Source organism: Phormidium pseudopriestleyi FRX01 (assembly GCF_017313335.1).
Taxonomy (GTDB): domain Bacteria; phylum Cyanobacteriota; class Cyanobacteriia; order Cyanobacteriales; family Laspinemataceae; genus Laspinema; species Laspinema pseudopriestleyi.
This window is the reverse complement of sequence record NZ_JAFLQW010000460.1, coordinates 1-12,388: the sequence shown is the minus strand read 5'-3', so window position 1 is coordinate 12,388 and position 12,388 is coordinate 1. Positions and strand designations below refer to the sequence as shown.

The following is a 12,388-nucleotide window of genomic DNA, read 5'->3' as shown; positions in this document are numbered from 1 at the left end:
GGACCAGAAACCGGGTTTCTGCTACAATTGTTGTTTCATCGCCTAAATTTATGAAAGAAACCCGGTTTCTCAAATATTATAAGGGACAGGTAAAAATTTGGTATGACCAAGACGCTGATTTTTTAGAGGTTATTTTTTCAGAAAAACTGGGCTTTATGCAAGAAACCGATAAAGATGCGATTATGAAACGGATAGATGAAGCGGGGAATATTATCGGATTTTCCGTGATGAATGTCAGTCGTTTATCACCCAAATGCCACGGATTGCGGTGAGGTGGGTTCCTGTTTGAGCTCCAGGGCGATCGGCTCTCATCGGTCAGTTCTGCTAAAATCAGTATAGATCCATCTATTGCCGAAAACCATACCGTCATGAGAAATATAGTCTCTCTGCAACAGGCGATCGAATGTGTAGAATCCCTTTCTCTGGAAGAACAGGACCTATTGATTGAGTTAATCCAAAAAAGAAGAATTGAACAACGCCGACAACAAATCGCCACCCATGCCACGCAAACCTTGGAGTCCCTAGAAGCCGGAACAGCAAAACGCGGTACTTTAGCTGACTTACGGGCAGATTTGTTAGAGGAAGAATGAAAACTTTAGTATGGGAAAATAGCTTTAAACGGGCCTTTAAACGAGTCGTCCGTAAAAACCCGCAGTTACAGGAAAAAATTTTTGCTGTTTTAGAATTACTTTTATTAGATCCCTTTGCTGTTCCATTAAAGGCCCACAAATTAAAAGGACAGTTAGAAGGATTATGGGCCTGTTGGGTTGAATATGATTGCCGAATCATCTATACTTTTAGGACCGAATCAGATTCCAGTGAAGAGATGATAGTGCTAATTGATATTGGCACTCATGATGAGGTGTATTAAGGCCATTTTTCCCACCCCACACCGGTGAGCGTGGGAGTTCAGGGGCAAACTGCGGCAACGAATAGCGGGTTTTTTATCTGATAGTTTATACAGGACTTACTCATGACCTCATGACCTCTATATCTGTAAGAACTACAAGAGAATCGCGCGTACAGATGGGGTTCGGTCTCCAAATATCCGTAAGTCCTGTATTTTGACTTTAATGAGAGCAGGATTTGGTATTATATCTTGCTTAGGAATGAGATAGATGGGGCCAGACTAGAAATCTTCACGGGAGAGGAGGAGACGCAGGCGACTTCCCTGTATGTCTCCCAGTCCCCAAAGATGCTTCTGATGCCCGAGAACTGCTGGTAGATGACCTTCCGGCGCGGCGGTATCGAACTGAAGATCCGCGTAATACAGCCAGTTTTCTTCTTGTTTCCATCCCACTGTTTCGGCGAAGTTTGACCAAACTTCTGGATTATATTCGCCCGTTCCACCTAACAACTCATAAATACGTTTTTGTTGAGAAAACCCGAAACGATCATTGCTGTTTGTTTTCCACAGATGATTGATATAACTGAGATGTTGTTGAGAAAAACCGTGGATACTTTTATCATCGAACCACTTTGTCCTTTTGACAACTTCCAACATGATCCGCCTCGTTTCATGATCCGCCGCCTTCCATTTACGATATTTCAGTAATTTTTCTAACTTACTGTAATCTACTCCCCGTGGACATTCTATTGGAGAAATTGGTATAATTCTTGTTTCAATTACTGTATTTGGAGAGGTTTCCGGCTCTGAGTTATTAGGATTTGTTGAAAATTGTTCGTTAATTACTTGTGTTAAATCTTCATCATCTTGTACGGTGTACAAATCGCTGCTTCGACTGTCTTCCAAAACTCGATTGTCTTCCAAAAATCGCTCAAACTTCGTAGGGTTATCTAAGAGTGTATCTCTCTCTAATTTTGCTTTTTTGTAAAACAGGCGAGCGGCATTGCCCACCGTAAAAATCATTAGGGCGTGAGAAACTGCGCGGATATTTATTTCATCGAAAAAGTCAACATCGAGCCATCCAATACCGGCATTGATCGCCCTTTTTCCGAGCCAAGCTATACCGAAAGCTGCCAACGCTTCAAACTGTCGTATCGGGCTGTTCAGATCGAAGTCGTAGATCCCCGCAATTTTAAAAACCATTTCGGCACATTCCTGCGTAATGGTTTTTAAGTCGCAGTTGGCTACGCAAGAAATAGCGTTTTTAATTTCATAGTTAATATCCTCGGGAGTTAGGTCTTCTATATAACTGATTCTGGCTACTTTAAAAAGTGTTTCTTTGATCAGAATGTTGGCAATTTCGTCGCGAGTATGATTGGGATATTTTGTTTGGAGTTCTGCTACGTGGTTTCTTGCTTGTTCAAAATCAACGTCAAACAAAAGCTCTGCAAGGGGTTCAATCGCCCGAGCGAGAGATCGTTTTGCTTGACCTAAGAGCCAATCAACTAGCTGATTCCAGTCCTCTGGATTGGCTTGTGATCTTAATTTATTAAGTTGATTCAGTTCTGGGGTGTTCTCGATTGTATCATTGATCTTCTCTCGGATCTGGTCTGAGGTTTCCACTGGTGGTAGCGGGGATTTATTAAAATAAATAACCTTAATTCCCAGGTCGCGACATTCATCGATTAAAACTTTATATTCTGATCGCCGGTCAAGGATAATGACGGCATCTGGAAGCCGATCCATTCGTTTGATGCCCCTCAAATAATTCAACTGACGCTGCAAATGGACAATCTCTTTCCGTTTAGACTTGTCTAGTTTTCCCAGTTCTTCTAGCCTTTCTAATTGTTGCAGCTTCGAGAACTTGGTCAGGATTTTTCCCGAGTACAGTCGATTTACATAACAGTGCTGTTGACCCGTCTTGTAGCGATAAACTTTCCGACTATTTTTGCAATAAAATATTTTATCTTTGTAGCGCTTTGCTAATTTGTCCACCAGTTCTGATGTCCGTGGTTTTGTTCCGACAATTAGAAAAGTTTTTCCCTGGTTGCTGGGTGCTTCTATATATTTGCAAACCCGTTTCATTAAAGTTCTGGCATCTCGGGATTTTTGATTGATTTTTGCCCGGTGTTTGGAGGGCTTCCTTGCCATGTTCGATTCCTTCCTATGTCTAGGGTTGTCACAGTTTTAAGTTAGGCGAGCAGCGAGAAGGTGCTGTTTACGAGCAGAGTGTAACAGAAAGTTGGTTTCCAATAGCGGAAGCCGGATTTCTAATAATCCTCAGTCATAATGTAGCATACTATTACGAGGAGTTCACCTTTGCTTTTAATAAGTGTTCGGATGCTTCCCAGGTAATACTCTGGAGTGAAAATCTGGCTTCTGTCGGTGCTGTGGTTTTGGTGGTGGTACTCATGAGAAAATTTACTCTACGGATTGCTTACTTATTTTCAGCTTGAATTTGCTCTCTCACCCAAGCGCGAAAGGCTTTTAATAAAGTTGTTTCACCCACAGTTTGGCTTTGTTCTAAAAACTTGGCAACTTCGGTCACGGGTAACAAGGGAAACGCTAGAGAATGCTCGGTTTCTATATAGTTGCCCGATCGCAATTGTAAAAACTTGAGCAAACCCCGATCGCATCTCCAGATTTCTGGTACTCCCATTGCCGCATAAATCCCCTCTCTGTCAATCGAACTGCTAGTTACATCAACTTCGATTACTAAGTCAGGCGGGGGGTCGGTTTTTAGGTTAATGGTGCGCTTGCCTTTTACCTGTTGTTCATTTTGGATATAAAAGCCTGAATCTGGTTCTGAACCCCGAGCTAAATCTGGCCTATTGAGGGTGGTTGAACCGGCACTCAAGATTTCAATATTAAGCACATCCGCTAACGCATCCACGAATTTCTCCAAGATTCGCTTGGGATTTTCGTGTTCAAATAATGGGGTCATGATTTCTAATAAGCCTCGGTCATAATTTAGGCGAGTATTGCGATGATCTCCCATTTCATTTAATAAGCGTTCGTAGGTTTTCCAGCTAATATTCTGGAGTAAAACTCGGCCTTCTGTCAGGGGTTTAAATTGGGAAGTTGTGCTGCTCATTAAAAATTAACTCCAACAATTGCTTACTAATTTTCGGCTTTGATTTGCTCTTTCACCCAGGCGCGAAAGTTTCTGACTAAGGTTGTTTCCCCGACGGTTTGGCTTTGGTCTAAAAACTTGGCGACTTCGGTAACAGGTAACAAGGGAAAGGCTAGAGAATGCTCGGTTTCTACATAGTTGCCCGATCGCAATTGTAAAAACTTGAGCACACCCCGATCGCATCTCCAGATTTCTGGTACTCCCATTGCCGCATAAATCCCCTCTCTATCAATGGAACTGCTAGTTACATCAACTTCGATTACTAAGTCAGGCGGTGGGTCGGTTTTTAAGTCGATGGTACGTTTACCTCGGATTAAACTTTCATTTTTAATATAAAAACTAGAGTCGGGTTCAGACCCTTTTTCTAAGTCAGGTCGATTCAATGTCGTAGAACCAGCACTCAAAATTTCGACGTTTAGTTCTTCTGCGACGACATAGGCTACTTGTGATAAAAGTCGGTTCGGTTGTTCATGTTCTAATAATGGGGTCATGATTTCTAATAATCCTCGGTCATAATGTAGGCGAATATTGCGGTGATCTCCCATTTCATTTAATAAGCGTTCGTAGGTTCCCCAGCTAATATTCTGGAGTAAGACTCTGCCTTCGGTGGGTGCTTTGGTTTTTGGGGTGGTAATCATTAGAAAATTTGCTCCAAACGACGAAAATCTCGTTCAACTTCCATCCACAGCGATCGATTGTGTGGATCGATGCGGAGGGCTTTTTTCAAGTATATCCTAGCTTTGTCTAGGTCTCCTGTGGCGATCGCATGGCGTCCCCAGCGTTGATAGGCGATCGCCTGCCATTGTCGCACTTCCGGGTCCTGGGGTAGCCGTTGTGCGAGTGCATCGACTAATGCCACGGCGCGAGGAAACCGTTGCGCTTTTAAAAACCCCTGTAATTGCAAATACCCCCGCTGTTTGAGGAGTTGTTCCAGGTCTGTTAACCGAGGATTGTTCCGAAATTCCGCTTCTTTCCGACTGACTCGGGTTTTGACGGTGGTTTGTGGGGCGGTTGTGGGGGGGGTTGTGGGGGTGCTAGGTTGTCCAACTTGGGCGGCAGGTTTGGCAACTTCTAGCAAGTGGTGATAGGCTTGATTAAGCTGGATAAATCTGTCATGCGATCGCCCGTCCCCGGGATTGACATCCGGATGATATTGCCGCGCCAATATGCGGTACGACGTCTTGACCTCTTCTAGGGTCGCACCTACTTTCAGACCTAATACTCTATAGCATTCTTCGATAGTCATTCTAATTAAAAATGGCAGAGTGGGATAAAAATTCTGCCATCTTTCCACAAGTTTAGGATAGTCACGATATTACCCAATTTGGAGTTAAGGATGAGGGGACAAGGATAACAATTTTACCCTTGTCCCCCCAGTTCATCCCTACCCTCGCAGTTAAGGACGTTCTTCAATCACGCGATCAATCAAGCCATAATCTTTGGCTTCCTGTGCAGACATGAAGAAGTCCCGATCCATGTCTTTCTCAATTTTTTCCAGGTTTTGACTCGTGCGATTGGCGTATATTTGGTTTAGCTGACGGCGAATTCGCACGATTTCCCTGGCCTCGATTTCAATATCCGAGGCTTGACCCCTGACACCCCCCGAGGGTTGATGGATCATGATCCGGGAGTGGGGGAGGGCCAGCCGTTTGCCCGGTGATCCTGCCGCTAAGAGGAAGGAACCCATCGAGGCAGCTAGACCGACGCAAATCGTGACCACATCAGATTTGATGTGCTGCATGGTATCGTAAATTGCCATGCCAGCGGTGACGGAACCTCCGGGAGAGTTGATATAGAGAATAATATCTTTGCCTGCTTCCTCAGAATCCAGATAAAGCATGATGGCAATGATTTTATTTGCCAGTTGATCATCGACTTCGCTACCCAGGAAAATAATGCGTTCTTGATACAACCGGGTTTCTAGGTCAATCCACTGTGTATAAGAATCTCCCGGCAGACGATAGGGAACTTTTGGGTAACCGATAGGCATAATGTGAGACTCCGATATTAGATTCAAAAAGCAATAAGTGAGAATTTAGAGTTATCAAAATCTAAACTCTCACGGGATTAGACGATCGCAGGGACGGGATGCGCTAGGTCTTTGGCTTCCAATACGCGATCGATGAGTCCGTATTCTACCGCGTCATTAGGGTTCAGATAAAACACCCGATCCATATCTTTGATAATTTTTTCGGGGGTCTGACCTGTATTTTCGGCGAGGATCTCGATCATAGTCTGGCGGTTTGCCAAAACTTCCTTGGCTCGAATCTGAATATCGGAGGCTTGACCCCGAGTATAACTCTTGGGTTGATGCAGCACGATGGTGGCATTGGGTAAACTGGTGCGGCATCCTTTTGTCCCGGCGGATAGCAGCATCGCTGACATTCCGACTGCCATGCCGATACAGATGGTGTTGACTGGCGGCTTGATGTATTTGATGGTGTCGCAGATGGCAAAGGCTTCGGTTTCAAAGGCGACGGGTTCGCCGCTTTCATTTGAGGTGCCGGTGGAGTTGATATAGATGTTGATGGGTTTTTCTGGATCATCGTACTGCAAATACAGCAGTTCAGAGATGATGAGTTCAGTAACCTGCGGCACTAGGGGCATCCCCAGATAGACAATTCGCTCCTTGAGTAACAAGGAGGGTAAATCTGGGGGGGGTGTCCGTTGATATCCATCTCCGTAGTAGGGAGATTGAACTGCCTGTATGGGTGAGTTCATGTCAAGTTTCAGCTCGAATTCATGGCGGTTTCTCTATCAATAGTAGCGTGTTGCTGGACGGGGCGCAGGGGTAGGTTCTCGATTATTGATTCGTAATTGTACGAGTGGTCCGGTTGGGTGTGGGGGCTGTGGGATTTGGGGCTTACAAGAGTAGGTTTTTTACGAACGGTCCCCGGACCTTGGCAAGGTCCGGGTTAGGGTGGGGTGTCGGCGGTGAGGTGCTTAAGCACTTGCGCGTGGAATCGGTGGGTGGAGTGTCGGAGTGAGGTGCGATCGCACTTGCGCGTAGAAAGAGGTTGGCACCCGCCTCCATATAGGCGCGATCGCCGACTGTGAGTGCGTGACGTGGCGATTGCCACGTCAGGAGGACCCCACCCTAACCCTCCCCTTGCCAAGGTCCGGGGACCGTCGCTGCTCTTATGCGTGAAAAACCTACTATTTTAAGGGTTAAATAGCGGGAAATGATTCAGAACTTACGCCATTTTTAACATTTAGGGGGTTAACGACTGAAGTCGTTGCTACGAACGTCGGAATGATAACGCCTGAAGGCGTTACTACGAACTTAGATTGTGGATGAGGTCGCGTTCTTCTTTGAGGCGATCGATGGTGGTCCAGATGTCTTGGAGTAGGGGGTCGAGTCCTTGTCGGCTGACGCCGGAGATTTGAAAGATGGGGGTGGTGGACTGGGAAAGTTCACTTAAGCGCGTGGCGATCGCCTCGATTTCTGCTTCTGTGCGATCGCAAGCATCCATCTTATTTAACGCCACAATTTGAGGCCGATTCAGCAAATCCCGCCCATAAGCGGCCAACTCCTGCTGAATCATCTCATAGTCTTCAATCGGATCCGGTGCAGTGATATCTACCAGATGCAACAACACCCGAGTGCGTTCGATATGGCGTAAAAACTCATGACCCAAACCGGCCCCCAGATGCGCCCCTTCAATTAATCCAGGAATATCCGCGAATACAGTGCCGTCTCCACTGGGTTTTCTGACGACTCCTAAGTTAGGGACTAAAGTCGTAAAGGGATAATCGGCAATTTTGGGACGAGAAGCAGAGAGGGCCGAGATTAGGGTAGATTTACCGGCATTGGGTTTACCGACAATACCGACTTCAGCTAAGAGTTTCAGTTCTAGGCGCAAAAACCGCTGTTCCCCTTCAAGTCCGGGTAAGGCATATTCCGGAGCACGGTTGCTGTTGCTGAGAAAATGTTTGTTTCCGAGTCCACCTTTTCCACCTGCGGCAACGACAAAGGTTTGCTCGGGTTCGATGAGGTCCCCGATGACTTCTTCCGTGGTGGCGTCATAAACCATTGTACCGACGGGGACTTGAACGATGCGATCGCCGCCGGAAGCCCCAGTACGATTGTTGGGACCGCCTCGTTGTCCGTTTTCTCCCTCAATTCGGCGGTTATATCTAAAATCTAAGAGGGTTTGGAGGTGTTCTACTGCTCGCAGAATGACGGAACCGCCCTTGCCTCCATTGCCTCCAGCGGGGCCACCCGCCGGGACATATTTTTCCCGGCGGAAAGCGACGATGCCATCGCCACCCTTGCCACCAGCGACTTCTATTTCTACGCGATCGATAAATTGCATGATTGTCCTGGGTCCTTTGTCAAAAGTAAGTTCGTTCTACACCCTGAACCCCTCAACAAAGGACTCTGGAGCCATTGGCGAGTGGTCGGGATTATTGGCAATACGGGGTCACATCTTCACCGCAATCATCAGCTAAGTAGGATAAAGCGCGGAAGCGTAAACCCACCATTTGCTCATAGAGCGGATTGATATGGCATAGAGGGGGAATATGGACCACCTTATTGCCGAATAAACGAATATCTCGTTCAAATGGGCATTGCGGTGGAATCATTTTGCACAGAAATCTAGCCAGTCGGGGGTCATGGATTTCCAGATCATCCAGCCAATGGCGCACTGGGGAGAGGACATCCCCCTGCTGTTTCGGACCCGGGTGCAGACCGTTGGTCCCTTCCCCCTCGGCCCAGGCAGTCGCCTCGGAATCTTGGAGTTGAGTATTTCTTCCATCCCAGAGGGTATGCCGCAGGGCTTCTAAAACTTTAGAGTTTTGTCCTAATGCGTGGCAAAACTCATATAATTTTTCCTCTTCACTAGCGGAATAAACTCCATCGGCTAAGGCAACCATTACCGCTGTTCTTAAGAAGTTTTCGGCAATGATGGGTTCGTTGCCTAAAACCGCCGCTAAATCTTGCGGTTTGATGGGTTTGAGTTCACCCAAGTTAATGGAGGGCGCTAATTCTTCCTGAGTCAGTTCCGCAATTAAGTCTTTTTCTTCTTGGTCGAAGTGACCATCTGCCCAGGCAATCGTTAATAGTCCCCTCAGCCAGACATAAATTTGCTCGGCATTTAGAGGAGAGTGAACAACACCAGTCATAAACTGTCAACCTGTTGAGTGTAAGTGCTCAATTCTATGGTAACCCCTCTTTTTGGGATGGGGTTGATTCTTTGGTCCATCTCTGGTGATTTTGATCACCGGGGTTGCTCACAAACAATCAGCGGATATCTTTTTGGAGATATCCGCTGCCAGAAGGTTTGATAACTCAGGGCTTCAGCTGCTACCTGTAAAGGCCACTTCCGGAAATTTGGACTGAGCTTCCACCATTGGCTGCCTTCTGCCTTCTTCTTGCCAGTAGTTAATGACTTCGGTGGCTTTGTTGAGCAACTCTACCCGGTCAGTTTCGGAGATCCAGTGCTTCGCTTCTAACTCATTTTTTAGTTCTTCCCAGGCATCATTCCGAGGCCAAAAGAAGTAACGGGTTAAAGGGCTGGTTCCCTTACCCACAACTTGATCAACTGCGATCGCAACGTTGTCCTCTAACCAGAGAACTTTTAAAATAAACTTTGACAATCACACCTCCTTGAGGTTTGTGTAATTTTCGGGTAATGGTACAACGCTTTATTATAGCGCATATTTGGGCTACTTAGGCGAGGATTGGAAAAATAAAGGCTCAAATAAAATCTCAATTTTTCCGGGTCCCATTCTTTGGGAATAGGGCAGCATCCGATTATACCTGATGTTCGACGAAAGGCGATATCTTTTTTCTCGTTGGACTGCTGTTGGCAACTGGGGTTGGCAATTTTAGGGTGTGATATGAAGAAGGAGGCAGAGCCTCCAATTTGGCATTCCCACCGCAGAGCCTGGGAACGAGGATGGCGGGGATTGTCTAGGGCCTATATCCTGAATAACAGGACTTTAAAGCTGTTATGGAGGGGGCCTACTTACGATGGATAGGAAAATTACAACGGCGGCGATCGCTGTTTTTGATATTGATGGGGTGATTCGGGATGTCAGTGGTTCTTACCTCCGGGCGATCGCCGATACTGTGGAGCACTTTACCCAAACTGCCTATCGTCCCTCCTCGGCAGACATTGACCAACTCAAGTCTGAAGGGGTTTGGAATAATGACTGGGATGCTTCGTTTGAGTTAATCTGTCGCTACTTCGAGAGTCAGGGTCAAAGTCGCGATCGCCTTGCCTTGGAGTACGACACCCTGGTTAAATTTTTTCAATCTCGCTATCGAGGTCCAGACCCCAATACCATGACCGGCTATATTTGTCAAGAGCCATTGTTGGTCAATCCAGCCTATTTGGAAAGTTTGACTCAAGGGGGAATTCCCTGGGGGTTCTTTAGTGGAGCCATGAGAGCGGAAGCCGCTTATGTCTTAGAAGGTGCATTAGGATTAACGGATCCGGTGGTGGTGGCGATGGAAGATGCGCCGGGGAAGCCGGACCCGACGGGACTTTTTGCCACCCTGAAGCAATTAGAAACTCGATATTCGAGTTTTGAAACTGTCCCGGTGGTGTATGTGGGAGATACGGTGGCGGATTTGTACACTGTTACCCAAGCTAAACAACAGCAGCCAAACCGAACCTGGATCGGGGTGGGGGTCTTACCGCCTCATGTTCAGGATAGTGAAGATAGAAAGAACGCCTATAGTGCCAGTCTGAAAAAAGCAGGTGCGGCGATCGTTTTAGCGAATGTCAAGGAATTGACACCGGCCTTGATTGGGGAGTTGGTGAGGGGTAAAGGATGAAGGATGAAGGATGAAGGATGAAGGATGAAGAGTGATTATTAGGCTTGGGAGGGGGAACGACTGAAGTCGTTACTACGAACGGGGAGAACGACTGAAGTCGTTACTACGAACATCGCTTACTCAATTTTGAGAAACTTCTCCAGGGCGCTGACCATTGCTGGGGGCCAGCGGCGGGTGTTGGCAACCCAGTCTAAATCTTTGTAGCGAGTGTCTAAACCGACGGCGGCAACCCAATTACTTTCGGCTTCACCGCGATGTCCTTGGGTCCAGAGGGCGGCGGTGAGGGCGGCCCGCATATCGGCAAATTTAGGATATTTGCGGAGGATATTCTTCATAGACTTGATTGCTGCGGCTTCTTCCCCGGTTTGATAGAGGGCGAGGGTGTAATTGGCGCGGGCGAAGGCGTAGTCTGGGACGAGCTCGCTGGCTTTTTTATAGTTGGCGATCGCTTCTACCCAGTTTCCGCGTCCCGCTTCGGCATTGCCGCGATTGTTGTAGGCGGCAGGGTCTTCGGGGTCGAGTTCTAGGACGTGATTGTAATCGGCGATCGCATCGTCCCAGCGTTTTAACCCTTCATAGGCGGTGCCGCGATTGAGATAGGGGTCGGGAGCATCTGGTGCGAGTTCGATCGCCCGGTTATAGTCGGCGATCGCCTCTTGGAGTTTATTTAAACTCACTTTGATATTCCCCCGATTACTCCAGGCAGCAGCATTATCCGGCACCTGTTCTAAAAACTGCGTCCAGTACCTTTCTGCCCCTACTAAATCCCCAGCATTCATCGCCGCAAAGGCTTGAGTTCCCAGTTCTTCCAGTTGTAAGAGGGCTTCAGTTCCTAGTCCTCGGGTTTCCGCTTCTTCAGATTGGGCATAAGCTGGGGTAAGGGTTCCGATCCAAGTAAATAAACAGACTAAACAGAGCAATGCAATTCTCATCACCTGCCGTTGCCAAGGGTTCGCTGTTGTTCTCAATCGTTTCTCCATTGGGTATTTTTTTAAAAAAATTAGATTGATAAGGGTGTTATACCAAATCCGGTTGTGAAAGACCTAACAATACTCTTTAGCCTGCGGAGGCAGGCTTCGTCCGTGTAGCCCCACCCTTCAGGGTGCGGGTTTTTAAAGGTCTATTTCCCTGTTAAATCCTGCTTAGGAATCGAACCAATAAAACCCTAAATTCTCAAAGACAATTGTTCCGGGGGTGGGGTGTAACCGAAATGCCTCCAAGCGGCTGGGGTTGCGGTTCGTCCTCGATGGGTGCGATTCAAATAGCCGATTTGCAATAAATAAGGCTCATAAACCTCCTCAATAGTTTGAGAATCCTCTCCGGTTGCTGCAGCGAGGGTTTCCAAACCCACGGGACCGCCGTTGAAGTTTTCAATCAACATTTTTAATAACCGTTGGTCAGTCCAATCCAGACCGATCGGGTCTACGTTAAATAATTCTAAGGCTTGATTGGCAACCCCGGCGTTAATATCTCCGCATTTTTTGACTTGAGCGAAGTCGCGGACCCTTTTGAGGAGGCGGTTGGCGATGCGGGGAGTCCCTCGGGAACGACGGGCAATTTCTTCGCATCCATCGGGGGTGATCGGGGTTTGCAGGAGTTCGGCAGTGCGTTGCACGATCGC

General features: G+C 47.1%; 16 protein-coding genes. 4 read left to right on the top strand and 12 right to left on the bottom strand.

Annotated elements, in window-relative coordinates; translation table 11 throughout:
* The 3 genes from J0895_RS17250 to J0895_RS17240 all read left to right on the top strand — a co-directional run.
* The coding region (locus J0895_RS17250; protein WP_242541384.1) for a DUF2283 domain-containing protein at positions 1-272 on the top strand (272 nt) is incomplete at its 5' end.
* 96 nt (positions 273-368) lie between these two features.
* Complete coding sequence (locus J0895_RS17245; RefSeq protein ID WP_207089273.1) at positions 369-590, top strand: hypothetical protein; 222 nt, start codon at positions 369-371, stop codon at positions 588-590.
* Positions 587-871, top strand: a complete 285-nt coding sequence (locus J0895_RS17240) for a type II toxin-antitoxin system RelE/ParE family toxin (protein ID WP_207089272.1) — start codon at positions 587-589, stop codon at positions 869-871. The genes J0895_RS17245 and J0895_RS17240 overlap by 4 nt, the downstream gene beginning before the upstream one ends.
* Before the next feature lie 258 nt (positions 872-1,129).
* On the opposite strand, the gene J0895_RS17235 is transcribed toward J0895_RS17240, so the two are convergent.
* The 10 genes from J0895_RS17235 to J0895_RS17190 form a co-directional block, all read right to left on the bottom strand.
* Positions 1,130-2,998, bottom strand: a complete 1,869-nt coding sequence (locus J0895_RS17235; RefSeq protein ID WP_207089271.1) for a 30S ribosomal protein S2 — start codon at positions 2,996-2,998, stop codon at positions 1,130-1,132.
* Between the two features lie 286 nt (positions 2,999-3,284).
* Entirely contained in the window at positions 3,285-3,941 is a 657-nt protein-coding gene (locus tag J0895_RS17230) for a Uma2 family endonuclease (RefSeq protein ID WP_207089270.1), read from the bottom strand.
* A 26-nt stretch (positions 3,942-3,967) separates the two neighbouring features.
* Positions 3,968-4,618 (bottom strand): Uma2 family endonuclease, encoded by a 651-nt coding sequence (locus J0895_RS17225; RefSeq protein ID WP_207089269.1) that lies wholly within the window; start codon positions 4,616-4,618, stop codon positions 3,968-3,970.
* Complete coding sequence (locus J0895_RS17220; RefSeq protein ID WP_207089274.1) at positions 4,618-5,226, bottom strand: J domain-containing protein; 609 nt, start codon at positions 5,224-5,226, stop codon at positions 4,618-4,620. Before J0895_RS17220 ends, J0895_RS17225 begins: the two co-directional genes overlap by 1 nt.
* Before the next feature lie 150 nt (positions 5,227-5,376).
* Entirely contained in the window at positions 5,377-5,970 is a 594-nt protein-coding gene (locus J0895_RS17215; RefSeq protein ID WP_207089268.1) for an ATP-dependent Clp protease proteolytic subunit, read from the bottom strand.
* A 77-nt stretch (positions 5,971-6,047) separates the two neighbouring features.
* Entirely contained in the window at positions 6,048-6,701 is a 654-nt protein-coding gene (locus J0895_RS17210) for an ATP-dependent Clp protease proteolytic subunit (RefSeq protein ID WP_207089267.1), read from the bottom strand.
* 194 nt (positions 6,702-6,895) lie between these two features.
* Positions 6,896-7,060 carry a hypothetical protein gene (locus tag J0895_RS17205; RefSeq protein ID WP_207089266.1) on the bottom strand — a complete coding sequence of 55 codons (165 nt, stop codon included), beginning with the start codon at positions 7,058-7,060 and terminating at the stop codon, positions 6,896-6,898.
* A gap of 195 nt (positions 7,061-7,255) precedes the next feature.
* Positions 7,256-8,296, bottom strand: coding sequence for a GTPase ObgE (gene obgE / locus J0895_RS17200; RefSeq protein ID WP_207089265.1), 1,041 nt, complete (start codon positions 8,294-8,296; stop codon positions 7,256-7,258).
* 91 nt (positions 8,297-8,387) lie between these two features.
* A complete protein-coding gene (locus J0895_RS17195; RefSeq protein ID WP_207089264.1) occupies positions 8,388-9,107 on the bottom strand; it encodes a Mo-dependent nitrogenase C-terminal domain-containing protein in 720 nt (239 codons plus the stop codon).
* A 174-nt stretch (positions 9,108-9,281) separates the two neighbouring features.
* Positions 9,282-9,581, bottom strand: coding sequence for a 30S ribosomal protein PSRP-3 (locus J0895_RS17190; protein WP_207089263.1), 300 nt, complete (start codon positions 9,579-9,581; stop codon positions 9,282-9,284).
* Between the two features lie 376 nt (positions 9,582-9,957).
* Here J0895_RS17190 and J0895_RS17185 point away from each other — a divergent pair, with 376 nt between their 5' ends.
* Positions 9,958-10,767, top strand: coding sequence for a TIGR01548 family HAD-type hydrolase (locus J0895_RS17185; protein ID WP_207089262.1), 810 nt, complete (start codon positions 9,958-9,960; stop codon positions 10,765-10,767).
* Positions 10,768-10,883: 116 nt separating this feature from the next.
* On the opposite strand, the gene J0895_RS17180 is transcribed toward J0895_RS17185, so the two are convergent.
* Positions 10,884-11,747, bottom strand: a complete 864-nt coding sequence (locus tag J0895_RS17180) for a tetratricopeptide repeat protein (RefSeq protein WP_207089261.1) — start codon at positions 11,745-11,747, stop codon at positions 10,884-10,886.
* Positions 11,748-11,932: 185 nt separating this feature from the next.
* Positions 11,933-12,388 (bottom strand): Holliday junction DNA helicase RuvB C-terminal domain-containing protein (locus J0895_RS17175; RefSeq protein WP_277989860.1); only part of this gene is annotated, 456 nt, incomplete at its 5' end.